Origin of the sequence: Rhodococcus sp. D-6 (assembly GCF_040256695.1) — a bacterium.
In the GTDB taxonomy this organism is placed as follows: Bacteria; Actinomycetota; Actinomycetes; order Mycobacteriales; family Mycobacteriaceae; genus Rhodococcus; species Rhodococcus pyridinivorans.
In genome coordinates this window covers 244,422-267,921 of the sequence record NZ_CP132970.1, presented here as the reverse complement: position 1 = coordinate 267,921, position 23,500 = coordinate 244,422, and the positions used below count along the sequence as shown (strand labels likewise).

The 23,500-nt window shown below is 69.2% G+C and carries 20 protein-coding genes and 1 tRNA gene; 10 read left to right on the top strand and 11 right to left on the bottom strand.

Features of this window, described 5'->3' with window-relative positions; all coding sequences use genetic code 11:
- Positions 1-18 precede the first annotated feature (18 nt).
- A complete protein-coding gene (locus RBB84_RS01355) occupies positions 19-1,398 on the top strand; it encodes a glutamate-1-semialdehyde 2,1-aminomutase (RefSeq protein ID WP_064255748.1) in 1,380 nt (459 codons plus the stop codon).
- On the opposite strand, the gene RBB84_RS01350 is transcribed toward RBB84_RS01355, so the two are convergent.
- The 6 genes from RBB84_RS01350 to RBB84_RS01325 form a co-directional block, all read right to left on the bottom strand.
- Positions 1,383-2,039 carry a MazG family protein gene (locus RBB84_RS01350; RefSeq protein WP_064255747.1) on the bottom strand — a complete coding sequence of 219 codons (657 nt, stop codon included), beginning with the start codon at positions 2,037-2,039 and terminating at the stop codon, positions 1,383-1,385. The genes RBB84_RS01355 and RBB84_RS01350 overlap by 16 nt on opposite strands.
- On the bottom strand, positions 2,036-5,689 hold the full coding sequence (gene mfd / locus RBB84_RS01345; RefSeq protein WP_064255746.1) for a transcription-repair coupling factor: 3,654 nt from the start codon (positions 5,687-5,689) through the stop codon (positions 2,036-2,038). Before mfd ends, RBB84_RS01350 begins: the two co-directional genes overlap by 4 nt.
- Positions 5,690-5,776: 87 nt before the next feature.
- Positions 5,777-6,355, bottom strand: a complete 579-nt coding sequence (locus tag RBB84_RS01340) for a PIN domain-containing protein (protein ID WP_039584602.1) — start codon at positions 6,353-6,355, stop codon at positions 5,777-5,779.
- Positions 6,356-6,421: 66 nt separating this feature from the next.
- A complete protein-coding gene (locus tag RBB84_RS01335) occupies positions 6,422-6,751 on the bottom strand; it encodes a helix-turn-helix domain-containing protein (RefSeq protein ID WP_024103234.1) in 330 nt (109 codons plus the stop codon).
- Complete coding sequence (locus tag RBB84_RS01330) at positions 6,748-7,365, bottom strand: ScbR family autoregulator-binding transcription factor (RefSeq protein ID WP_006553850.1); 618 nt, start codon at positions 7,363-7,365, stop codon at positions 6,748-6,750. Before RBB84_RS01330 ends, RBB84_RS01335 begins: the two co-directional genes overlap by 4 nt.
- A gap of 107 nt (positions 7,366-7,472) precedes the next feature.
- Positions 7,473-8,078 (bottom strand): TetR/AcrR family transcriptional regulator, encoded by a 606-nt coding sequence (locus RBB84_RS01325; RefSeq protein ID WP_024103232.1) that lies wholly within the window; start codon positions 8,076-8,078, stop codon positions 7,473-7,475.
- 192 nt (positions 8,079-8,270) lie between these two features.
- On the opposite strand from RBB84_RS01325, the gene RBB84_RS01320 reads away from it, so the two are divergent.
- From RBB84_RS01320 to RBB84_RS01295, 6 genes are all read left to right on the top strand, one after another.
- Positions 8,271-8,342: transfer RNA gene (locus tag RBB84_RS01320), tRNA-Gln, on the top strand.
- A gap of 79 nt (positions 8,343-8,421) precedes the next feature.
- On the top strand, positions 8,422-9,897 hold the full coding sequence (gene glmU, locus RBB84_RS01315; RefSeq protein WP_064255745.1) for a bifunctional UDP-N-acetylglucosamine diphosphorylase/glucosamine-1-phosphate N-acetyltransferase GlmU: 1,476 nt from the start codon (positions 8,422-8,424) through the stop codon (positions 9,895-9,897).
- 29 nt (positions 9,898-9,926) lie between these two features.
- Positions 9,927-10,871, top strand: a complete 945-nt coding sequence (locus RBB84_RS01310) for a ribose-phosphate diphosphokinase (protein WP_052227218.1) — start codon at positions 9,927-9,929, stop codon at positions 10,869-10,871.
- 33 nt (positions 10,872-10,904) lie between these two features.
- A complete protein-coding gene (locus tag RBB84_RS01305) occupies positions 10,905-11,534 on the top strand; it encodes a DUF2461 domain-containing protein (RefSeq protein WP_006553846.1) in 630 nt (209 codons plus the stop codon).
- Positions 11,535-11,691: 157 nt separating this feature from the next.
- A complete protein-coding gene (locus tag RBB84_RS01300; RefSeq protein ID WP_006553845.1) occupies positions 11,692-12,369 on the top strand; it encodes a hypothetical protein in 678 nt (225 codons plus the stop codon).
- 220 nt (positions 12,370-12,589) lie between these two features.
- Complete coding sequence (locus RBB84_RS01295; protein WP_064255800.1) at positions 12,590-15,178, top strand: LuxR C-terminal-related transcriptional regulator; 2,589 nt, start codon at positions 12,590-12,592, stop codon at positions 15,176-15,178.
- On the opposite strand, the gene RBB84_RS01290 is transcribed toward RBB84_RS01295, so the two are convergent.
- The 5 genes from RBB84_RS01290 to egtA form a co-directional block, all read right to left on the bottom strand.
- Positions 15,147-16,373: an MFS transporter gene (locus RBB84_RS01290; RefSeq protein ID WP_019288756.1), complete on the bottom strand. Its 1,227-nt coding sequence runs from the start codon at positions 16,371-16,373 to the stop codon at positions 15,147-15,149. The two genes, RBB84_RS01295 and RBB84_RS01290, sit on opposite strands and share 32 nt — an antisense overlap.
- Before the next feature lie 64 nt (positions 16,374-16,437).
- On the bottom strand, positions 16,438-17,394 hold the full coding sequence (gene egtD / locus RBB84_RS01285) for an L-histidine N(alpha)-methyltransferase (RefSeq protein ID WP_006553842.1): 957 nt from the start codon (positions 17,392-17,394) through the stop codon (positions 16,438-16,440).
- Positions 17,391-18,140: an ergothioneine biosynthesis protein EgtC gene (gene egtC / locus RBB84_RS01280; protein ID WP_064255744.1), complete on the bottom strand. Its 750-nt coding sequence runs from the start codon at positions 18,138-18,140 to the stop codon at positions 17,391-17,393. Before egtC ends, egtD begins: the two co-directional genes overlap by 4 nt.
- Positions 18,133-19,425, bottom strand: coding sequence for an ergothioneine biosynthesis protein EgtB (egtB, locus tag RBB84_RS01275; RefSeq protein ID WP_039584572.1), 1,293 nt, complete (start codon positions 19,423-19,425; stop codon positions 18,133-18,135). Before egtB ends, egtC begins: the two co-directional genes overlap by 8 nt.
- A complete protein-coding gene (gene egtA, locus RBB84_RS01270; RefSeq protein WP_024103226.1) occupies positions 19,422-20,651 on the bottom strand; it encodes an ergothioneine biosynthesis glutamate--cysteine ligase EgtA in 1,230 nt (409 codons plus the stop codon). The genes egtB and egtA overlap by 4 nt, the downstream gene beginning before the upstream one ends.
- Positions 20,652-20,805: 154 nt before the next feature.
- Between egtA and RBB84_RS01265 the strand changes: the two genes are divergently transcribed.
- From RBB84_RS01265 to pth, 3 genes are all read left to right on the top strand, one after another.
- Positions 20,806-21,984: an aminotransferase class V-fold PLP-dependent enzyme gene (locus RBB84_RS01265; RefSeq protein ID WP_006553838.1), complete on the top strand. Its 1,179-nt coding sequence runs from the start codon at positions 20,806-20,808 to the stop codon at positions 21,982-21,984.
- Positions 21,985-22,202: 218 nt separating this feature from the next.
- Positions 22,203-22,811, top strand: coding sequence for a 50S ribosomal protein L25/general stress protein Ctc (locus tag RBB84_RS01260; RefSeq protein ID WP_006553837.1), 609 nt, complete (start codon positions 22,203-22,205; stop codon positions 22,809-22,811).
- Between the two features lie 95 nt (positions 22,812-22,906).
- The gene (pth, locus tag RBB84_RS01255; protein ID WP_006553836.1) at positions 22,907-23,479 is read left to right on the top strand and encodes an aminoacyl-tRNA hydrolase; all 573 of its coding nucleotides are present in this window, start codon (positions 22,907-22,909) and stop codon (positions 23,477-23,479) included.
- Positions 23,480-23,500 lie beyond the last annotated feature (21 nt).

Sequence of the window (23,500 nt, the reverse complement as noted above, 5' to 3'; positions counted from 1 at the left end):
GAGCGGTGGAGTTCGCTCATGACGCACCCGTCCGAACATCACGGTCGATCCTTCGCTCGATCGGCCGAACTTCAGGCACGCCTTCACGATCTCGTCCCCGGCGGCGCTCATACCTACGCCCGAGGGTCGGACCAATACCCCGAGTTCATCACCCCCGTGCTCGAACGAGGAGCAGGTGCCCGAGTATGGGATGCCGACGGCAACGACTACGTCGAGTACGGCATGGGACTACGCTCGGTCACTCTGGGGCACGGTTATCGACCCGTCGTCGATGCCGTCACCGCCGCCGTGACGAACGGGACCAACTTCACTCGGCCGACGACCCTCGAACTCGCCGCCGCCGAGGACTTCCTCGCCCTCGTACCCGCCGCAGACATGGTGAAGTTCGCGAAGAACGGGTCCGATGCGACCACTGCCGCGGTACGACTGGCACGTGCGGTCACCGGTCGTCGGCACGTCGTGGCATGCGATCAGCCCTTCTTCTCGGTCGACGACTGGTTCATCGGAACGACGGCCATGAAGTCCGGGATCCCGGACGAGACCTGTGAACACACACATCGGTTCCGGTACAACGACCTCGGCTCTCTCGAGCGGGCATTGTCGGCACAGCCGACGGCCTGCGTGATCCTCGAGGCCGCGACGGCCCTCGCCGAACCGGCTCCCGGTTTTCTCGAAGGTGTACGCCGATTGTGCGATCACCACGGTGCGCTGCTGATCTTCGACGAGATGATCACGGGCTTCCGCTGGTCCGAACACGGAGCACAGGGCGTGTACGGCATCCGCCCGGACCTGTCGTGCTGGGGCAAGGCCATGGGGAACGGTTTCCCCGTCGCCGCCCTGGCAGGCCGGCGCGAATTCATGGAGCTCGGTGGTCTGCGCACCGACAGCGACCGCGTGTTCCTCTTGTCGACCACGCACGGACCCGAATCGGGGGGGCTGGCCGCCTTCCGCGCGGTGGTGCGCGCGTACGCCACCGAGGATCCGATCGGACGGATGGAGGCGGCCGGTCGCAGGCTCGCGGATGCGGTGAATGCGGCGGCGTCCGATCTCGGCGTCGAACGGTACGTCCAGGTGCTCGGGCGGCCCTCCTGCCTGATCTTCGTCACCCGCGATCCGGATCTGCAGCCGTCACAGCAGTTCCGCACGCTGTTCCTGCAGGAGATGCTCACGCGCGGAGTGCTCGGTCAATCGTTCGTCATCTCGGCAGCGCACACCGACACCGACGTGGACGAGACCGTCGAGGCAGCGCGCGAGGCCATGTCGGTATACCGCCGAGCCCTGGACGCGGGCGGGGTCGCCGGACTCCTCCGAGGCCGGCCCGTCGCTCCAGCGCTACGCGCCCGCGCGGAGCCGAGGCGCCTCGACGACGCATCCACCGGATTTCACTTCTCCCAGTAACGTTCCCACGCATCGGTATCCAGGGCGCCGTAGGGCACGCCGTCGGCATGGGCCGCTTTCTCTGCCGCCCGCACGGCCGCCACGAAATGCATTGTGGCACTGCGCAGCGCGCTCTCCGCATCACCGTCCCCGGTGACTCGTACCAACCGCAACTCGGCCGGGACGAGATGTGCGGGAAGGCCGGCCCGAGTGGCACGCTCGATCACCTTGTCCGTCAAGGAGAGTGCGGGCTGCGCCATCGCGATCCCGTCGAGACACGACGCCCGGGCCTTCTCCGCCTTCTTCGCGATCTCCCACGCCGCCTCCTGTTCCGCGACGTCGAGCGGACCGGTGTGCCCGTTGGTCAGGTGCGGGCTGCGCGCGGCCAGCTTGGCGACGAGCGTCGCCGCCACGTCGTCGACCGTGAACTGCCCGTTCGCCTCGGCGATCCGGGAGTGGAACAGCACCTGCAGCAGCAGGTCGCCGAGTTCCTCACGGAGCTCGTCCGGATCACCCGACTCGACGGCGTCGAGAACCTCGTAGGTCTCCTCGATCAGATAGCGGCGCAGACTCTCGTGGGTCTGGGTGACCTCCCATCCCCCGAACGACCACAGTCTGTCCATCACGGCCGCCGCCTCGGCGAGAGCGGTGTAGTCGGTCATGCATTCACCGTCGCCGCGCTGTTCAGGTCCACCGAGCCCTGCGGCTTGCCGTCGAGGGCGAGCAGGAAGTCGGCGATGTACTGCAGCAGCGCCACATCGCGCACCCGATCCGATCCCACCCCGCCGGTCCGCGGGATCGGCAGTTGCACGAGACCGCTCGTCGCGCGGTACTGCGCTCCCGGGTACAACCGCTTGAGCCGCATCTGCTTCGAGTCGGGCAGCTCCATCGGCGAGATCCGGATCTGGGTGCCGGTGACCGCGACCTCCTCGAGGCCGTACTCGCGGCACAGCAACCGCAACCGGCCGACGGACACGAGCCGCTGCACCTCATCGGGCAGCGGACCGTAACGGTCGACGAGTTCGTCGACGACCGTGGCGATCGCGGCGTCGTCGTTCGCGGCGGCGAGCTTGCGGTACGCCTCGAGGCGCAGCCGGTCGGATGCGACGTAGTCGGCCGGGATGTGCGCGTCGACGGGAAGGTCGATCCGCACCTCCTTGGGCGCTTCGTCGGTGGTGACCGTGCGGCCGTCGGCCGCGGCCCGGTATGCCTCGACGGCCTCGCCGACGAGCCGCACGTACAGGTCGAAGCCCACGCCGGCGACGTGGCCGGACTGTTCGGCACCGAGAACGTTACCGGCGCCGCGGATCTCGAGGTCCTTCATGGCCACGGCCATACCCGCGCCGAGATCGGAGTTCTGCGAGATCGTGGCGAGTCGGTCGTAGGCGGTCTCCGTCAGCGGCTTCTCCGCCGGGTACAGGAAGTACGCGTAGCCGCGCTCACGCGAACGCCCGACGCGGCCGCGCAACTGGTGCAGCTGCGACAGACCGAGCGAATCCGCACGTTCGACGATGAGCGTGTTGGCGTTCGAGATGTCGAGGCCGGTCTCGACGATCGTCGTGCACACCAGCACGTCGAACTCGCGCTGCCAGAAGCCCTGCACCGTCTTCTCGAGCGTCTCCTCGTTCATCTGCCCGTGCGCGACCGCGACCCGCGCCTCGGGGACGAGATCGCGGAGTCGCTTGGCGGCCTTGTCGATCGAGCTCACCCGGTTGTGGACGTAGAAGACCTGGCCGTCGCGAAGCAGCTCCCGGCGGATCGCCGCGGCGACCTGCTTGTCGTTGTACGCACCCACATAGGTGAGGATCGGGTGCCGCTCCTCGGGCGGGGTGAGGATGGTCGACATCTCGCGGATCCCGGCCATGCTCATCTCGAGGGTTCGCGGGATCGGTGTGGCCGACATCGTGAGCACGTCGACGTGCGTGCGCAGCGCCTTGATGTGTTCCTTGTGCTCGACGCCGAAACGCTGCTCCTCGTCGACGATCACGAGACCGAGGTCCTTCCAGCGGATCCCGGTCTGGAGCAGGCGGTGGGTGCCGACGACGATGTCGACGGTGCCGTCGGCCATGCCCTCGGTGATCGCGCGCGAATCGGATACGTCGGTGAATCGGCTCAGCCCCTTCACCGTCACGGGGAAGGCCGCCATCCGCTCGGTGAAGGTCTGCAGGTGCTGCTGCGCGAGCAGGGTCGTGGGGACGAGCACCGCGACCTGCTTGCCGTCCTGCACGGCCTTGAAGGCCGCACGCACCGCGATCTCGGTCTTGCCGTAGCCGACGTCGCCGATCACGACGCGGTCCATCGGCACCGCCTTCTCCATATCGGCCTTGACCTCGGAGATCACCGTGAGCTGGTCCTGTGTCTCCGTGAAGGGGAAGGCGTCCTCCATCTCCTTCTGCCACGGCGAGTCGGGCGCGAAGGCATGGCCGGGCGAGGCCTGCCGCGCCGCGTACAGCCGCACGAGCTCGCCGGCGATCTCGCGAACCGCCTTGCGCGCCTTGCGCTTGGTGTTGGCCCAGTCGGATCCGCCGAGCTTGCTGACGGACGGCAGCTCACCGCCGACGTACCGAGAGAGCTGGTCGAGCTGCTCCATCGGCACGAACAGCTTGTCGCCGGGCTGGCCCCGCTTGCCCGGCGCGTACTCGATGACGAGATACTCGCGGCGGGCACCACCGACCGTGCGCTCGACCATCTCGACGAACTTGCCGATGCCGTGCTGGTCGTGGACGACGAAGTCACCGGCGTTCAGGGCGAGCGGGTCGACCTGGTTGCGACGCTTGACGGGAGTCTTGCGGCCCTCGGTGACCACGCGGTTACCGGTGAGGTCGGCCTCGGTGACGACCACCAGCCCCGGCACCACGTTGTCGTCGTTGCCGGGGAGGACGACGCCCTCGTGCAGGCAACCGCGCATGACGCCGACCTGCCCGCGCACCGGTTCGGTGCCCGGTTCGAGCTTCGCGGCGGGGACCTCGTTCTCCTTCAGCCGCTCGAGGATGCGCTGTCCGGTGCCCGCACCGGCGACGACGATCACCGCGCGACCCCCCGTGGTGACGTGGGCGCGCAGGTTCACGAACAGCATCGACAGCAGGTCCTCGGAGCCGCGGACCTCGGGGGCCGGCTGCACGTCGAGGACGAGTTCGGTGTCGGCACCGGAGGCGAGCGGGCTGAGCGTCCACCACGGTCTGCCCGCGGCCTGCGCGGCCTCGCGCACCTGACGCAGCGACCGGTAGGCCGACGCGCCGAGATCGAGCTTCCGGCCGTCCACCCCGTTGAGGTTCGAGGTGTCGAGCGGCGCCGCACCACCGATCGAGGCGGCCGTCCACGACGCCTCGAGGAACTCCTGCCCGGTGCGGGCGAGATCGCTCGCACGGGTGCGGACCTTCTCCGGGTCGCAGATCAGCACGTGCGCCCCGGCGGGCAGAACGTCGGTGAGCAACTGCAACTCGCCGGGCTGCAGCACCGGCAGCAACGCTTCCATGCCCTCGACGGGGATGCCGCCGGCCATCTTGTCGAGCATCTCGACGAGCGCCGCATCGGCCGGGTTGTCCTCGGCGAGCTGCGCGGCGCGGGCCTTGACCTCGTCGGTGAGCAGCAGTTCGCGGCACGGCGGCGCGACGAGCACCGGCACGTCGACCTCGGAGATCGAACGCTGGTCGGCGACGGAGAAGCAGCGAAGTTCGGTGACCTCGTCGCCCCAGAACTCGACGCGGACCGGATGGTCGGCGGTGGGCGGGAAGACGTCGAGGATGCCGCCGCGCACCGCGAACTCACCGCGCTTGCCGACCATGTCGACGCGGGTGTACGCCAGTTCGACGAGTCGCTCGACGAGTTCCTCGAAGTCGTGTTCGGTGCCGACCCGCAGCGTGACGGGGTCGATCTCGCCGAGTCCGGGAGCCATCGGCTGCACCAGCGACCGCACGGTGGCGACGACGACCCGCAGTGCGGGCCCGAGATCGCGATCGTCGGGACGCGCGAGGCGACGCAGGACGTGCAGGCGACGGCCGACCGTGTCGGCGCTCGGCGACAGGCGCTCGTGCGGCAAGGTCTCCCACGAGGGGAACTGCGTGACGCCCTCGCCGAACATCTCGGTGAGTTCGGCGGTGAGATCGTCGGCCTCGCGTCCGGTGGCGGTGACCACGAGCAGAGGTGTCTTCTCGGCCAGCGCCGCCGCGACGAACGGCCGCGCGGCGGGTGGGGCGACGATCTCCTGTTCGGCGGAACCGGCGAGCTCGCCGATCCTGCGCAGTCTGTCGTCGGCCAGCGCGATCCGCGCCAATCCGGACAGTGGGACAGCGGCCGGGGGCACAGCAGACAAGGAAGGCGCTCCTGAGTGTGGGACGAGAACCTTGTCGAGTCTATTCCGCTGTTCCCCGCGCGTCACCGCGCCGGGGCGTGAAACGCGCTACCGCGCCGGGGGCGCGAGGAGGTCGGCGCTGTTTGCACCGAGGTCGCGCGCGGCCCACTCGGCCAGCCGTGCGAACAGTTCGTCGTCGTCCGCCTCGCGCCGGGTGTCATCGTCGGCGAGCCAGCGACGGCGCACCATTCTCAGCAGTGCCGCGCGGGTGCGGACGGGATCGGCGTCGAGCGCGAAGGTGACGAAAGCGTCGGGTGTCCACGCTTCGATACCCGATCGTTCCAGTGCCCCGGTGAGCTCGGGGTCGGCGGTGACGACGGCGTCGGCGTGGCACAGCAGCGCCACCGAGGTCACGTGTGCCTCCCTCGGTCCCGTCACGTGCGGCACCTCGCGGAGCACGGTGGTGGGCCAGACCACCCGGGCGTCGGGGAAGGCGCGGTCGAGTTCGGCGAAGAGGAAGTCGCGGGCGGGACGCAGCAGTTCCTGCGGCAGTCGGCGGTCCACTTCCGCGATGATTCCGTCGCTCCAGAAGGGTTGGTAGAGGCCGTCTTCGGTAAGGGCGAGCGCCACATCGCGCAGGCGGGGGCGGGCGAGGACCGTCGCATCGAGCACCACTCGAACCGGCATCGTCACCCTTCGTCGAACCGTCGGAACGGACCGTACCGTGCTGCCGCGGCGGGCCGCGTCATGCTGTCAGAACGGGTCGTACAGTCCTTCGCGCCGCGTGAGATCGGCGAGTCCGTCGAGGACCGTCGTGACCACCTCCGCCTGCTGCTTCGCGAGGTCGAGGACGTCGGAGCGCGACACCCGCCGGTGCAGGCCGTGGAAGTCGGCGGAGAGTGCGCCCGTGTCGACCAGGCGCGCGACGTGCCGGCGGGAGCAGCCGAGGACGTCGGCGGCCTGGGCGATGGTGAGCAACGACGGCACGACACCGATCGTCACGGCGGTGTCGGACCCGAACCGGTCGAGCAGACCCGCCAGCGCCGCGGGGGCCTCCTCGGCGGAGAACGGCCCGAAGGTCACGACTGCAGCCGCAGACGGCGCTCCACGAACTGCCGGAAGTATTCGAGCTTGTTCGCCGGCACCAGCGCGGGCAGGATCATCTGCCACATCGCACCGGTCTGCTCTGCGAGCCGTTCGGTCGCCTTGAGAGCGTTCGCCATGATCCGGGCGCCCATCGCCTGTTCGAGCAGCAGCAGGGAGACCGCGTGGACGTCGACGTCCTCGACGAGGTCGCCCTCGTCGGCGGCCCGGGCCGCGAGCTCCTGCAGGTTGTTCTGCCAGATCTCGTAGGGCCGGTGCTCGGTGCCCTGGTAGTCGCCGATCTCGACCAGCAGCCGGAACATCGCCCGCACCACGGAATCGGTCTCGGACATGTCGACGTGCAGGACCGACAGGTCGATCAGTGTCTCGAGCGCCGGGGAACGGCGGTCCATCTTGGACTCGGCGGCGGCCTCGAAGCGGAGATAGCCGGAGTCGATCACCCCGCGCGCCAGTTCTTCCTTCGAACCGAAGTGGAAGTACAGCGCACCCTTGGTGACGCCGGCCTCCTCGATAATGTCGCCCAGGTTCGCGTCCGCGTACCCGTCGCGCACGAAGATCGTCGCTGCGCCCTGCAGCACCGATTCGCGTGTCACCTCTGCGCGTACTTGTCGTCCCACCACAGCCTGCCTTCTCACGGGTATCCCAACGATAACGCCACTTACCTGAAAGTAGAGAGCAGACGGTCCCGGAAACGAGAGGACTATTCGGAAACCGGGGGTTCCCCGAGCTTCGGGTCCGCTTCCAGACCGATGAGGCCGTTCCAGCACAGGTTCACGAGGTGGGCCGCGACGTCCTCCTTCGACGGAGTGCGGCGGTCGAGCCACCACGTCGCAGTGGTGGCGACCATGCCGACGAGAGCCTGGGCGTAGAGCGGAGCGAACTCCGGGTTGAGCCCCCGCCGGGAGAAGTCGCCGGTCAACAGCTTCCCCACCTGACGCATCGCCTCGTTGAGCAGACTCGAATAGGTGCCTTCCTCGGCGGACATCGGCGAGTCGCGCACGAGGATGCGGAAGCCGTCGGTGCGCTCCTCTATGTAGGTGAGCAGAGCGAGCGCGGCCCGCTCGACGCGGATCCTCGACCGGTTGCGGGTGAGGCTCTCGGTGACCATCGACATCAGCACGGTCATCTCGCGGTCCACGACCACCGCGTAGAGACCTTCCTTACCGCCGAAGTGCTCGTAGACGACCGGCTTGGAGACCTGCGCCCGCTGGGCTATCTCCTCGATGGAGGTGCCCTCGTAGCCGCGCTCGGCGAACAGGGCGCGACCGATTTCGATGAGCTGTTCCCGACGCTGCGTGCCCGTCATCCGGATCCGCGGAGTGCGCTCGGTTCGCTTCTGCGACGCCTGCGACACAGGTCCTCCTTCGGCGGCGGGACGTACTCGAACGTTCGACAGCCTATCCATTCCCGATCGCGCCACCCCAGGTTCGACGTCGACGCCGTCTCGTGCGAGGATCAGGGGCGCACGCCCGCCGGTTCCGCCGCGGGGGTGTGGCAATCCGCCGTGGTGTAATCGGCAGCACCTCTGATTTTGGTTCAGATAGTTCAGGTTCGAGTCCTGGCGGCGGAGCGGGAACCGTCCCGGGGAGCCTCAGCGCTTCCCCGGTGTACGCACGGACCGGCGTACAGAAACGTGTCGAGGGAGCTACATGCAGGTGCAGACCGCGATCGTCGTGCTGGCAGCCGGAGCAGGAACAAGGATGCGGTCGAAGACACCGAAGGTGTTGCACACCCTCGGTGGACGCACGATGCTCGCTCACTCCCTGTACGCCGCCGCCGCACTCGGACCCGCCCATCTCGTCACCGTCGTCGGGCACCGCCGCGAGGAGGTCTCCGCCGAGGTGAGCGCCGTCGCCGCGGATCTCGACCGCGAGATCCGGGTGACCGTCCAGGAGGAACAGCTCGGCACCGGCCACGCCGTGGAGTGCGGCCTCGGTGCCCTCCCCGACGACTTCGACGGCACGGTCGTCGTCACCGCCGGCGACGTCCCGCTGCTCCGCTCCGACACCCTGCAGGAACTGCTCGACGCGCACCTCGACACCGAACCTGCCGCCGTCACCGTCCTCACCACGACGGTGTCCGAGCCGACCGGCTACGGACGCATCGTGCGCACCACCGACGGCGACGTCGCCGGGATCGTCGAGGAGAAGGACGCCTCGCCGACGCAGCGCGCGATCCAGGAGATCAACACGGGCGTGTACGCCTTCGACGCGGCCGCGCTGCGATCCGCGCTCGGCAAGCTGAGCGCCGACAACTCGCAGGGCGAGCTGTACCTGACCGACGTCGTGAAGATCGCCCGCAACGAGGGCCACACCGTCCGCGGACTCCACACCGACGACGCGGTGCAGGTCTCCGGCGTCAACGACCGCGTCCAGCTCGCCGCACTGACCACCGAACTCAACCGGCGCCTGCTCGAGCACTGGATGCGCGAGGGTGTCACGGTGATCGACCCGGCTTCGACGTGGATCGACGTCGACGTCGTGCTCGGCGCCGACGTCACCATCCACCCGGGTGTGCAGTTGCGCGGCCGCACGGTGATCGCCGACGACGCGGAGGTCGGCCCCGACACGACGCTGACCGACGTGCAGGTCGGCGCCGGCGCCACCGTGGTGCGCACCCACGGCTCCGACGCCGTGATCGGCGCGGAGGCCACCGTCGGCCCGTTCACCTACCTGCGCCCCGGCACCGAACTCGGCGCGTGCGGCAAGCTCGGTGCCTTCGTCGAGACGAAGAACGCGCAGATCGGAGCGCATTCGAAGGTCCCCCACCTCACTTATGTCGGCGACGCGGAGATCGGCGAGCACTCCAACATCGGGGCATCGAGCGTGTTCGTCAACTACGACGGGGTGAAGAAGTACCGTACGGTCGTCGGATCGCATGTCCGGACCGGGTCGGACACTATGTTCGTCGCTCCCCTCACGGTGGGCGACGGCGCCTACACGGGCGCCGGAACAGTACTCCGTCGCGACGTTCCTCCGGGGGCGCTGGCGGTGTCGGGTACGCCACAGCGCAATATTGACGGGTGGGTCCAGCGAAATCGCGCCGGTACCCCCGCTGCCGAGGCAGCATCGAGAGCACAGCAGCCGCACGACCACGATCGCCAGAAGGACGGCCAGAACCAGTGACCAATTGGATCGACAACCAGAAGAACTTGATGCTCTTCTCCGGCCGGGCCCATCCCGAGCTGGCAGAGCAGGTCGCGAAGGAACTGGGCGTCCCCCTCACCCCGCAGACGGCACGGGACTTCGCGAACGGTGAGACGTTCGTGCGTTTCGAGGAGTCGGTGCGCGGTTCGGATGCCTTCGTGCTGCAGAGCCATCCGTTCCCGCTGAACCAGTGGGTCATGGAGCAGCTCATCATGATCGACGCGCTCAAGCGTGGTTCGGCCAAGCGCATCACCGCGATCCTGCCGTTCTACCCCTACGCCCGTCAGGACAAGAAGCACCGCGGCCGCGAGCCCATCTCCGCCCGCCTGATCGCCGATCTACTCAAGACCGCCGGCGCCGACCGCATCATCACGGTCGACCTGCACACCGATCAGATCCAGGGCTTCTTCGACGGTCCGGTCGACCACATGCACGCACAGGGCCAGCTCGCCGAGTACATCCGCGGCAAGTACGGCGTCGAGAACATCGCCGTGGTCTCCCCCGACTCCGGTCGCGTGCGGGTGGCCGAGAAGTGGGCCGACACCCTCGGTGGCGCGCCGCTGGCGTTCATCCACAAGACCCGCGACCCGCTGGTGCCCAACCAGGTCAAGTCGAACCGCGTGGTCGGTGAGGTCGAGGGCCGCACCTGCATCCTGATCGACGACATGATCGACACCGGTGGCACCATCGCCGGCGCCGTGAAGATCCTCAAGGAGGCCGGCGCGGGCGACGTCATCATCGCCGCCACCCACGGTGTGCTCTCCGACCCGGCCGCCGAGCGCCTCGCTTCGTGCGGCGCCAAGGAGGTCATCGTCACCAACACGCTGCCGATCCCGCCGGAGAAGCAGTTCGACTGCCTCACCGTGCTGTCGATCGCTCCGCTGCTCGCGCAGACGATCCGCGAGGTCTTCGAGAACGGCTCGGTCACCTCGCTGTTCAACGGGGTCGCCTGACCTTCCGCTCGACGACGGGGCAGACTTGTCCGGGTGTTCACCGGATTTCCCGTCGCGGCCCTCGACTTCTACGACGATCTCGAGGCCGACAACAGCAAAGCATTCTGGGCCGCGCACAAGGCCGTCTACGACGACTGCGTGCGCGGCCCGATGCTTGCCCTACTTGCGGAACTCGAGGAGGAGTTCGGGGAGGGCAAGGCCTTCCGCCCGTACCGCGACGTGCGGTTCAGCAAGGACAAGCTGCCGTACAAGACCCACCAGGGCGGATTCGCCTCCGTCGCGCAGAGCGTCGGCTACTACGTCGAGATCAACGCCGCCGGATTGCGGGTCGCCGCCGGCCTGTTCCACGGCTCGTCCGATCAGATCGCCGGTTACCGGACCGGGGTCGATCACGACCGTCGCGGCCCCGAGCTCGGGAGGATCGTGCGCAAGCTCGAACGCGCGGGATACGAGATCGGCGGCGACCGGTTGAAGTCCCGGCCGCGCGGCGTGGACGTCGATCATCCCCGCATCGAACTCATGCGTCACCGGTCGCTGTGGGCCGGTCGCACCGAGATCTCCCCGCCGTGGATCGACAGTCCGCGCACCCTCGAGGAGGTGCGTTCGGCGTGGCGTGAGTTCCGGCCGCTGGTGCGCTGGCTCACCGCTGCTACCACAACGTGATCCGGCAGACCGGGTGGTATGGAAATGCTGTGTGGCGCAATGGTTTGAAGGACGCGCCGGGACGGGGATGATCTTCGTCACGCCGCGTGAAATCGTCGCAGGTCGTGCGAGACCCCCCTCCCCTGCGTAACTCGGCTTTCACCTAAAGTGGCACCTCGTGACCGACGCGCAAACTCTCGAAGCCCCTACGGAAAACGCGACAATCCGAACGGTCCGACGATGGTCGCCGGGTGCGTGCGTCTGGTGCGGCGACACCGACTCTGTCGAGGTCTTCCGCAACGAACCTCGCTGTGCCACATGCCGTAAGCACGAAGCCGTCATCGACGAGGCCCGCAAGTTCATGGGCATGTACGGCCTGCGCCCCATCGGCGGCACCCTGCAGTCCGACGACGAGGAGGAATACGAGCACCGCCTCGCCGCCCGCGAGGCCCGCCGCGCCCTCAACGACATCCGTCTCGCCGAGCAGCCCGACCCGGCGCTCGTGCGCAAGGCCTTGCGTCCCCGCGCCGCCGCGATCACGGAGGGCCACACCGGTTCCTCCGCGCAGACGTCGACGCGTCCGGCCTCCGCGACCCGCAGCTCGTCCGCTTCGGCCAAGCCGGCGAAGTCCGCGGCTCCGGTCCGGACGGGCGCCGTGGACGTCGAGGAGATCCAGACCCGGGCCCTCGCGCTGCTCGATCAGCTCTCCGCGATCGACGCGCAGCTCGCGCTCGTCGCCGAGCAGAACGGCCTCGCCGCCCGCGCCCGCCGCAGCGATCTGGAGAAGCAGAAGGCGACGATCCTGCGCACCCTCGCCGCACTCGAGAAGGCACGTCTGAGCGCATCCGGCAGCTAGTCGCCGGCTCACACCACCGCAGCCCCGTCCCGCTCCGTCGAGTCCGCTCGACGGTCCGGTGCCGGGGCTGCCGTCGTTACCGCACGTCACGACGGTTGTCGTTACCGCACCTCACGACAACGGACCAGGTAGTCTGTGATCGACCAAGAGCCTGTCGGGGGCACTGCTCGGGCCTTCCCGCCTGTGCAGATCCGGGCTGAAGCCTTCCGAAGGAGTGCGCGTGAGTGTTTCCGACTCCCCTCGCGTCGGTGCACCCGCGTGGCGTTCCTTGTCCTCGGCTCTGGCGCGACCCCGATTGTTCGCGTGTCTCGACCGGTGCTCCACGCTGACGGTGATCGACGCTCCCCCGGGTTTCGGCAAGCGGACGCTCGTCGCGGGATGGCTCCATCGGGGCGGCGCACCCGACCACACGATCGTCTGGGTTCCCGAACTCACGGCGTCCGGCGACGGCGACCTGCCCGAGCATGTGCTCGCGGTCCTCGCCGATCACCCGGCCGTCGAGGTCGCCGGCGGCGGTCCCGACGATTCCCCGTTCGAGCGCGTGGTCCGTACCTTCCGCGATCTGGGGTCGCCCTGCCTGCTCGTGCTCGCCTGTGTGTCGCCGCAGAACTCGGCCGAGGTGCTCGAAGCAACCCTTCGGCTGCTCGACCGGTGCCCCCTGCTCGATGCGATCGTCTGCCTGCCGGGAAACAGCACCGACATGACCGAGGTCGTCCTCCGCGGGATCGACTCCACGTACGTCCCGGCGGCCGATCTCGCGTTCACCATCGAGGAGACGGCGACACTGCTGTGTGACGCCGGACCGGAGCGCTCCGACAGCGAGTGCGAGGTCGTGTGTCGCGTGCTCGGTGGTGTGCCCACCCTGGTCTCGGCGGCCGCGGCCGTCGCCCGGAGCCGGCCCCAGCGCCTGATCGACTCCCGTGGACTGCCGACCCCGGCCTTGGCCCGCCTCGTGCGGACGTATGTGGAGAGCCGGCTCGACGAACTCGACGACGCGCACCGCGAGTTCGCGTTCTCGGTCGCCGCTGCCCACAGCGTCACCGCCGAGCGGGCGGCCGAACTGACGGGCGCGGCGGACCCCGAGGCCGCACTCGCGACGCTCGCCGCGGCCGGCCTCCTGACGGATTCGCCCTTCGACGATCCCCGGACGTGGCGGTGGCCCGACGCCGTCCGCTCGTGCGTGCTCGACATCTCCCGCCGAGAGCAACCCGGACGTGTCGACGCCCTGCTCGTCGAACTCGCCCGGGCCCATCGCGACGCCGGCAGGCCCGCCGAGGCGTCGATCTATGCCGTCGAGGCCGGCGACTGGGAGACCGCCGTGGCGATCGTCGAGGAATCCTGGGCGCGCATGGTCGACAGTTCCTTCGACGTTCTCGTCAAGGTGCTCCGGCAGATCCCCGACCAGGAGCTCGGCGACCATCCGTCGGTCCAGGCAGGTCGCGCGCTGTTCACACAGATGCTCGACGAACATTCGATCCTGCACGCCTCCCTGCCCGCGGATCCCGACGAACTCACCGAGCTCGGGAAGACACCCGGCGCCGCGCAGGCCCTCTACGTCGCGACGGTGCAGACCCTGACCCTGCGGGTCTCGGGCGAATTCGGTGAGGCCGCGCGGTTGACGCTGCTATTGCGTCCGCTCGTCGATTCGATCCTCGAACACCGGCCCGACGATCTCGGTCCGCAACTGCCGCTGCTGCGCGTGCAGTGGGCGATCACGCTCCAGCTCGCCGGATATCTGACCGAGTCCACCACCGTCTTCCGCCGCGCCTACCGCGGTGCGTACGCCGTGAACATCGCCTTCGTCATCCAGAACGCCGCGGGCAGCTCGGCGCTGAACTGGGCGGTGACGGGCGACAATCCGCGCGCCCGGGAATGGCTGCGCATCGAGAGCAACGCCGAGCCCACCGAGGGTCGCTGGGGCGAGATGGTCAAGGTGGGTGGTCGCGTGGCGTCCGCGCTCGTCCACCTCGACTCGCTCGAGCTCGACCGTGCCGTTGGATATCTCGACGAGCTCGGTGTCCCGCGGGTTTCGGAGGAACTCTGGGGATTCGTCGCCTACGGCCGGGCCTACTACAACCTGGCGGCGGGCAACGCCTACGACGGACTCACCGAACTGCACCGGCTCATCGCTTCACACCATGATCTGTTCGACCGCGGCGCGTTCTCGCGCATCCTGCTCGGGGCCGCCGAGATCGACCTGCAGCTGGCGCTCGGCAACGGCAACCTCGCGCGCGCCCTCGCCGAGGAGTCGCCGCAGACCCATCCGATGCTCGTGGTGACGAACGCGCGTGTCGAACTGTTCACCGGTCATCCGGAGATCGCGCTCAAGAAGCTCAAGCGTGTTCCGTGGACGGAGTGCGGCTTCCCGCGCGCACATGTCGAGGCGTTGCTCATCGAGGCGAGCGCCCACCTCGATCTCGACAAGAAGGACGCCGCGGTCCGCAGCTGGCAGCGGGCCTGCACGCTCGCCGAGGCCCTCGGCAACCGCCGCGCCTTCACCACTCTGGCCGAGGGTGTCGCCGGGCGTCTCGCGGAGCCCGGCGGTCTCACCGTCCCGGACGAGGCGATCGGGTCCGTCTTCACCGAACCGGTCACCCATGTCGAACTGTCCCGGCGGGAGACAGACGTGCTGGAGTTGCTGGCGCTGGGATCGACGCACGCCGACATCGCGAAGAAGTTGTTCGTCTCGCACAACACGATCAAGACCCAGTTGCGCAGCATCTACCGCAAGCTCGGCGTGCACACGCGGGTGGAAGCCATCGGCCGGGCGCGCGATCTCAGGCTGCTGCCGGTCCGCCGGTCGCTGTAGCCGAACGCGCACGCATCCGGGCGGTGAGCCGAAGATCGAGCGCCCACACGACACCCGCGAGCGCCGCCAGTCCGACACCGAGCACACACACCGCGGTCCACCCGCCGGCGCTCCACGCCATCGTGCCGAGCGCCGAACCGGACGCCGCACCGATGAAGTAGCCCGTCATGTAGACGGAATTGACGCGCGAGCGGGCGTCGGGGTCGAGGGCGTACACGATGTTCTGGTTGGTGATGTGCACGAGGTTGAGCGCGAGGTCGACGACGAGCATCCCGACGACGAACCACACCAGCGAGCTCGCACCCGCCGCGAGCGCCGCCCACGACGCGATCAGCGTGAACACTCCCACCGCCGTGGTCGGCGGTCCGTAACCGCGGTCGACGAGCCGGCCCGCCGCGGTCGCGGCGAACGCACCGGCCACCCCGGCCAGCCCGACGAGCCCGATCTGCAGGTCGTCGAGGCCGAAGGGCGGGTCGGACAGCAGGAACGCCATCGTCGAGAACAGCGCGCCCACCGAGGCGAAACCCAGCCCGCCGAGCAGGGTCCGGGTGCGCAGGCGAGGATGCGTGACGATCAACGTCCCGAGTGATCGCAGCGTGCTTCCGTAACCCTGACGGACCACCGGTGGCGTCGCCGGCAGCACCCGCCACAACGCGAGCGCCACGATCACCATCGCGACCGCGCTCACCCGGTAGACCGTCGTCCAGCTGTCGCCGAGTTCGGCGAGGATGCCCGCGACGCTCCGGGCCACGAGGATCCCGACGAGCAGCCCGCTCATCACGGTGCCGACCGCGCGACCCCTCGATTCCGGCGTCGCGAGGGTCGCCGCGAACGGCACCAGCACCTGCGCGGCCACCGAGAACAGACCGGCGACAGCGGTGCCCACCACGAGCACCCCGATGTTCGGCGCGAATCCGCTCAGCCCCTGCCCCGCCGCCGCGGCCAGCATGAGCATCACCGCCAGCCGCCGCTGCGGGAACATGTCGCCGAGCGGCACGAGGAACAGCAGGCCGAGAGCATAGGCGACCTGCGCGACCGTCACGGTGGAGGCGGCGGCCGATCGGGAGGTGTCCAGTGCTTCGGCGATCGAGTCGAGCAGCGGTTGGTTGAAGTAGTTGCCACCCACGCACAGACCCGTCGCCACGGCCATGAGCAACAGGACCGGGGTCGTCAGGACGGGACGGGAGGACGCCATGTCCTCCAGCGTCCCGTGTGGGCGCGGCGGAAGTCGAATCGGCTCGTCGGCCGCCTTTCGAGGACTACTCCCGGGATGCGGCGAGCAGGACGAACCGTCCGTCCGGATCCACCCATTCGTGCCGGACCACGAATCCCGCGTCGGCGAGTTCCTGCGAGATTCCGACGAGGCGGAACTTCGCGGAGATCTCGGTCCGGATCTGCTCACCCTCGGCGAAGGAGATCTGCAGGTCGAGGCCCGGGATCGTCACGTCCATCGCCTCGGTCGCCTCGAGGCGCATCTCGATCCACTCGTTCTCCGGGTCCCAGACGGCGCGGTGCACGAACCGGGCGGGATCGAAGTCGGCGCCGAGCCGGTCGTTGAGCACCCGCAGGACGTTCCGGTCGAACTCCGCCGTCACGCCGGCCGCGTCGTCGTAGGCGGCGATCAGGGTGTCGCGGTCGATGACGAGACCGGCGCCGAGGAGCAGCCACTCGCCGGGATGGAGGATCGCGGCCGTCCCGGCGAGGAACTGTGCGCGTTCGCTCGGGACGAGATTGCCGATCGTGCCGCCGAGGAACGCGATCGCGCGTTTCCCGCCGGCCGGCAGATGCGTGAGCGAATCGGTGAAGTCGCCGACAACCCCGTGCACCGTCAGGTTCGGATACTCCGCCGCCAGCCGGGTGACGGCCGACCGCAACGCCGGTTCGGAGACGTCCTGCGGCACGTAGGTGTGGAGATACGGTTCGAGGGCGTCGAGCAGCACGTGCGTCTTCTCGGACGACCCGGAGCCGAGTTCGACGAGCATCTCGGGGCGGGCGGCATCGGCGAAGTCGGCGGCGTGCTGTCGCAGCAGTGCGAATTCGGTGCGTGTCGGATAGTACTCGGGCAGTCGCGTGATCTCGTCGAACAGTTCGCTGCCCCGCGCGTCGTACAGCCAGGTCGGCGACAGGTACTTGGGATCGGACGTGAGTCCGCGCCGTGCGTCCTCGCGCAGTTTGGCGTCGAGGTCCTCGGGGCGCAGATGCACGTCGACGATCACGGTGAACCGACCTCCAGTGGTGAGACGATGAGTTTGCCCGGCATCGCGGCGACGAGATGCCGGTCGGGTACGGGTTTCCAGCGGCTGTCGTCGTCGAACGGTTCGGACGCCACGATCGCGACCTGCTCGTCGACGAACGTCCACAGCGAGTGGTACCAGGCGGTGGCCCAGATCCCGGATTCGTTGCACAGCAACATGTTCAACCGTGATTCCGGTGCGAGTTCCAGCACGTCGTGGACGAGTGAGATCAGCGCCGGCTCGGGATCGGCCGAGCGCAGGCGCGACTGGAGCAGGAGCCACAGCGTGGCAGCATCGGTCGGTGATTCGAGCTGCAGCAGTTCGGCGACGGGAAGCGCGCCGGCGAGGGTGACGAGCGATCCCGGCCAGCCCCGGACGACACCGTTGAGACTGAACGCCCACCGGCCGTCGGAGAAGGGCGCGGCCGCCGACCGTTCGACGGGCATCCCCTCGGTGGCCGAGCGGGTCGCGGCGACGACGGTGCGCGACCGTATCGATGTCAAGCCTTCACCGACGAAGGGATCGGACCAGATCGGCAACGCCGACCGGTAGCGCCCGAAGATGCCCTCGGCACTCCACCATCCGACACCGAATCCGTCGGCGTTGATCGTGCCTCCCCCACGCATGTCGGTGGGCGCCCACGACTGGCGGAGCAGCGAGTTGGTTCCGGTGGACAGCAGTGCCGCGACGTTCGTCTCCGGCCCGATGTACGCCAGATGTCTACACATCGCCCGTCCCGTACGCGACGCGGAGCCCGGAGAAGATCTGACGGCGGATCGGCAGATCCCAGTTGCGGAAGGTTCCGCGGCACGCGACCTCGTCGGTTCCGAACGAGCCTCCGCGCAGAACCCGGTGTCCGTCGCCGAAGAAGACCTCCGAGTACTCGCGGTACGGGAACGCGCGGAAGCCCGGATAACCGGTGAACGGTGTGGACGTCCACTCCCAGACGTCGCCGATCAGCTGGTGCACCCCGAGCGGTGACGCTCCCTGCGGATACGCGCCGACGACGGCGGGACCGAGATGACGCTGACCGAGATTCGCGTGGTCGGGACCGGGATCCTCGTCGCCCCACGGGAATCGGCGGCTGAGCCCGGTGGCCGGATCCCAGCGTGCCGCCTTCTCCCATTCGGCCTCGGTCGGAAGACGTCCACCGGCCCAGCGGGCGAACGCCTCCGCCTCGTGGAAGCACACGTGCACGACCGGCTCGTCCGGGTGCAGCGGCATCGTGCGGCCGAAGGCCGTTCGGCTCCATCCGGTTTCGTCGCGACTCCAGAACTGCGGGGCCTCGAGACGGGCGTCGAGGCGGTGCTGCCAACCTGCCTCGCTCCACAGTTCGGGCCGCTCGTACCCGCCGTCCTCGACGAACCCGAGGTAACGGCGGTTGGTGACGGGCACCGCGTCGAGTTCGAACTCCGGCACCTCGACGACGTGTGCCGGGCGCTCGTTGTCGAGGGCCCACGGATCGGTGGACGTGCCCATCTCGAATGCACCGGCGGGGATCCGGACACGTTCGGTGTCGCGGACGGTTCCGGTGCGCGGCGCTTCCGGCGCGTCGAGCAAGGGTGGACCCTGCCGTAACTGGTGCGTCGCGAGCATCGTCTCGCCGTGCTGCTGTTCGTGCTGCGCGACCATCGCGAAGACGAAGCCCTCGCGGGTCAGATCGTCGTCGAATGCACTGTCTTCGAGCACATCCCAGGTGAGCTCGCGGACGGCACGCGCGTAACGGCGGGCGGCGTCGGGGTCGAGCAGCGGCAGCCCCGTGCGGGTCGCGCGGGGATGCCGGAACGCGTCGTAGAGATCGTCGATGTCGCCGCGAACCGCAGGGCGCCTGCCCGCGACCCGCACGAGCCAGCGCTCCTCCTGGTTGGCGATGTGCGCGAGATCCCACACCAGCGGGCTCATCAACGGCGAATGTTGTGCGGTGAGATCCTGTTCCGGCACGGAGGCGAGTACCTCGGTGCGGGCACGCGCCCGCTCGAGGTGCCGCCTGAGCGCAACACGAGCAGGTGTCACCGCACCTCCTCACCCGGCGCCAGACCGCGCAGGCACCGTGCCGCGGCCGCGTCGAGCGCCGCGGTGAACCGCATGTCGCGGGAGGACTCCGCCGCGAGCGAGAGCAAACCCGCTGCGGCAGCACGCAATTCGAGCGAGGCGAGACCGACGCGGGCCGCCTCGGACCACTGGTCGCGCACCGGCGCGGCGATCGCGCACGCCTCCGCGGAGACCTCGGGCGCCGACAGCAACGCCTCGAGAGCCGCGACGGGCACCTGCCACGACTCGGCCGGCTGGGCGTCGAGATAACGCACCTCGAGATGCCCGCACGGACGAACAGGCGGGAACAGCGTCGTCATGTGGTAGTCGAGGTCGTCGATGGTGGGTCGACGGTGGATGTCGGCGTCGAGCTCGCCCGCGAGCCACGCCGCGAAGGTGGCGCCGGGCGGTGCGTACCATTCGGGCATTTCCGAACGCACGCAGGTCAGCGGTGCGTCGAGCACCCATGCGGGGTAGTCGGCGGGATGGTCGACGTGACCGAGGGCGGGATCGAGTTCGAGCCACGTGCGCATCCGCTGCGACGCCCAGTCGCCCTCCGGAGCACCTCGCAGCCGGGGCGAGCACGCGAAGGCCGCGATCATCGCCGGGCCGATGGCGTGGAGCAACTCCCAGCGCTGCACCACCTCTGCCTCGTCGCGTCCCGCGTCGACGGAAACCTGTATGGACGCAGTGCTGTTCATCATCAACCGGCCCATCGGGCCGATCCGGTCGTAGCGGAGTTCCATCGCTCCGTAGCGCGGGGTGCGCAGCAGACGGTGGGGAGGTCGCACCTCGTCGGCGGCGCGGTCGAGCATGGTCACCGACCGGCGGGCCAGCAACGCCCGGAGCATGCGGAGGTCGGCCGTGAGCCGATCGCACACCTGCCGTGCCGAAGTGCACGGCACGCTCGACAGCTCGATCTGACCACCCGGCTCGACGCTGACCGCGCTGCCCGACGGCAGGGGACGGGCCGACGACGACGGCGCCACCGTGCGCGGCGCGTGGGGCCCGAGGGCCTCGACGAGCCTCGTGAGTTCGGGACGCGATTCGGTGCCGTCGGCCCGCGCGGTGAGCCATTCGAGCTCGACCCCGATCAGCCTGGGGATTCCCAGCCGGAATGCCCTGCTGCGGACGTGGTCCTCCGCTGCTGCTCGGGAGCCGAGTTCCTTGCGGGCACGGGAGGCTGCGGCATCGACTGCCATTGCCATTCGTCCACCCCCTCGGCCGGTGCGCCAGGTCTGCGGTCGAGACTAACCCGCCGGGGGACACGACGCGCGGATAACGCACCGGTGCGTGCGCGAACGCACTCCACCGGGCAGGCTCGACCCCGACGATACGGACGACGGAGGAGGTGAGCGGCCCGTGCTGGACCTCCAGGCGGCCCGACGCGACACACCGGGATGCTTCGACCGGGTCTTCCTCGACAGCGCCGGCTCGTCGCTGCCCCCGGCACCGGTGCTCGAGACGATGCTCGCGCACCTGCGCCGCGAGGCCGAGATCGGCGGGTACGTGGCGGCCGACGAACGGCTCGACGACCTGACGGCCGTGAAGACCTCGCTCGGCCGCCTGTTCGACGTGCCGGAGACCTCCCTCGCGCTGTCCGACGGCGCCTCGCGGGCGTGGACGTCCTTCTTCTACGCGGTGCCGCTGCGACCCGGCGACCGCATCCTGATCTCGCAGGCCGAATACGCCGCGAACGCGATCGCCGCGCTGCAGCGCGCGCGGGCGACCGGCGCCACCGTCGAGGTCGTTCCGTCCGATCCGTCCGGCCGCGTCGACGTCGAGGCGCTCGAGGGGATGCTCGACGAACGGGTGCGGCTGGTGTCCGTCGTGCACGCCCCCACCAACGGCGGGCTGGTCAACCCGGTGCGGGAGATCGCCGACGCCGCGCACGCGGTCGGGGCGCTCGTGCTGCTCGACGCGTGCCAGTCGGTGGGGCAGCTGCCGGTGAGCGTGCCCGAACTCGATGTCGACGCGCTGTCGGGCACCGGGCGCAAGTGGCTCCGCGGGCCGCGCGGCACCGGTTTCCTCTACGTGCGGCCGCGCCTGGTGAGCGAACTCGAACCGGCCGTTCTCGACCTGCACAGCGCCTCGTGGACCTCGGCCGACAGCTACGAACTCGCTCCGGACGCCACCCGCTTCGAGATGTGGGAGGCCGGAGTGGCGGCCCGGCTCGGGCTCGGCGCGGCCGTGGACTATCTCCTCGATCTGGGTGTCGACGCCGTGGCCGAGGCGGTGGCCTACCGGGCCGGGCACGTGCGCGAGGGGCTCGCGGGCATCGACGGCGTCACCGTCACCGACCTCGGCGAGCAGCGCAGCGGCATCGTCTCGTTCACCGTGGACGGCCGCGACCCGCGGGAGGTCCGCGACGCCCTGGCCGAGCGGTCCGTGACGGTCACGGTCAGCAGCCGCAGTTCGACGCTGCTGGACATGACCTCGCGCGACCTGCAGTCGGTGGTGCGGGCGTCGCCGCACTACTTCGTCTCCCCCGCCGACGTCGACAGGTTCCTCGCCTCGGTGCACGACATCGCCCGGTCGTGAAGCTCACGCGCGTCGACGACAGGGCTGTTTGTCCCTGATCGACGTCGTCCGGTAAAGTGGTTCGAGTTGTCTCGGCGAGGGTGAACCGCAATATCGCTGGATCACCGTGATCGACGCGGCTGCGACGGAAGCAATGTGCTCCCCGGTCGCACGTGTCGGATCCGTTCGTTCGAGAACACCCGACCACCAAGTGCCACCAGCGTAGGAGCCGTCACATCATGTCCGACGAGAATCGTCTCGTAGCCAGCGTCCGCACCGAGTTCGGCAAGGGTGCCGCACGCCGCGCCCGTCGCGCCGGCCAGGTCCCCGCCGTCCTCTACGGCCACGGCACCGAGCCCCGGCACCTCGCCCTCCCCGACCTCGAGTTCGCAGCCGTGCTGCGTAACCACGGCACCAACGCCATCCTCACCCTCGACGTCGACGGCGAGGATCAGCTCGCGCTGACCAAGTCGGTCGTCGTCCACCCCATCCGTCGCTACATCGAGCACGCCGACCTGCTCGTCGTGAAGAAGGGCGAGAAGGTCACCGTCGAGGTGCCCGTCGTCCTCTCCGGTGAGGCCGGCTCCGGCACGCTGGTGGTCAACGAGGTCAACACGATCAAGCTCGAGGCCGACGCCCTGAACATCCCCGAGGAGATCACCGTCTCGATCGAGGGCGCCGAGGCCGGCACCCAGATCCTGGCCGGTGGCGTCGAGCTGCCCGCCGGCGCGACCCTGCAGGACGATCCCGAGCTGCTGCTCGTGAACATCGTCGAGGCTCCCTCCGCCGACGCCCTGGAAGGCGCCGAGGGCGAAGAGACCGCAGAAGAGGCCTCCGAGGAGGCCTGAGCCTTCACCGGCTCCCTGTGAAGTCACTCGTGCGGCGCGTCATCCCTTCGGGGTGGCGCGCCGCACGTCGTTCGAATGCACGGAAGGATCAGTTCGTGGGCGACGACGCCGCGCTCGTGGTCGGTCTCGGCAACCCCGGCCCGAAGTACGAGAACACCCGGCACAACATCGGATTCATGGTGGCCGACGTGCTGGCCGGACGCGTCGGCGGCAAGTTCTCCGCGCACAAGCGCAGCAACGCCGACATCGTGCAGGCCCGGCTCGACGGGCGGCAGGTGATCATCGCGAAGCCGCGCACCTACATGAACCTGTCCGGCGGTCCGGTCGCCTCCCTGGCCAAGTTCTTCTCGGTCGATCCCTCGAACGTGATCGTCCTACACGACGAACTCGACCTGGACTTCGGCACGATTCGGCTCAAGCTCGGCGGTGGCGAGAACGGGCACAACGGCCTGCGGTCGACCTCGTCGGCGCTCGGCACCAAGGACTACCTGCGGGTCCGGATGGGCATCGGCCGCCCTCCCGGCCGCCAGGATCCCGCCGACTTCGTGCTCAAGCCGTTCTCGGCGACCGAACGCAAGGAACTCGACGTGTGGTGCGAGGAAGGCGCCGACGCCGTCGAACTGCTGCTGAGGCTCGGCCTCGAGGGCGCCCAGAACCGCATCCACTGACCGCCCGCCTCCGCCGAGGCC

Excerpts from the sequence above, each read along its gene's own strand:
- RBB84_RS01355 (WP_064255748.1), top strand. The coding sequence starts at position 19 with ATGACGCACCCGTCCGAACATCACGGTCGATCCTTCGCTCGATCGGCC.
- RBB84_RS01350 (WP_064255747.1), bottom strand. The coding sequence starts at position 2,039 with ATGACCGACTACACCGCTCTCGCCGAGGCGGCGGCCGTGATGGACAGA.
- RBB84_RS01340 (WP_039584602.1), bottom strand. The coding sequence starts at position 6,355 with ATGCCGGTTCGAGTGGTGCTCGATGCGACGGTCCTCGCCCGCCCCCGC.
- RBB84_RS01325 (WP_024103232.1), bottom strand. The coding sequence starts at position 8,078 with ATGACGGGCACGCAGCGTCGGGAACAGCTCATCGAAATCGGTCGCGCC.
- glmU (WP_064255745.1), top strand. The coding sequence starts at position 8,422 with ATGCAGGTGCAGACCGCGATCGTCGTGCTGGCAGCCGGAGCAGGAACA.
- RBB84_RS01310 (WP_052227218.1), top strand. The coding sequence starts at position 9,927 with ATGCTCTTCTCCGGCCGGGCCCATCCCGAGCTGGCAGAGCAGGTCGCG.
- RBB84_RS01290 (WP_019288756.1), bottom strand. The coding sequence starts at position 16,373 with ATGGCGTCCTCCCGTCCCGTCCTGACGACCCCGGTCCTGTTGCTCATG.
- egtC (WP_064255744.1), bottom strand. The coding sequence starts at position 18,140 with ATGTGTAGACATCTGGCGTACATCGGGCCGGAGACGAACGTCGCGGCA.
- egtA (WP_024103226.1), bottom strand. The coding sequence starts at position 20,651 with ATGGCAATGGCAGTCGATGCCGCAGCCTCCCGTGCCCGCAAGGAACTC.
- RBB84_RS01260 (WP_006553837.1), top strand. The coding sequence starts at position 22,203 with ATGTCCGACGAGAATCGTCTCGTAGCCAGCGTCCGCACCGAGTTCGGC.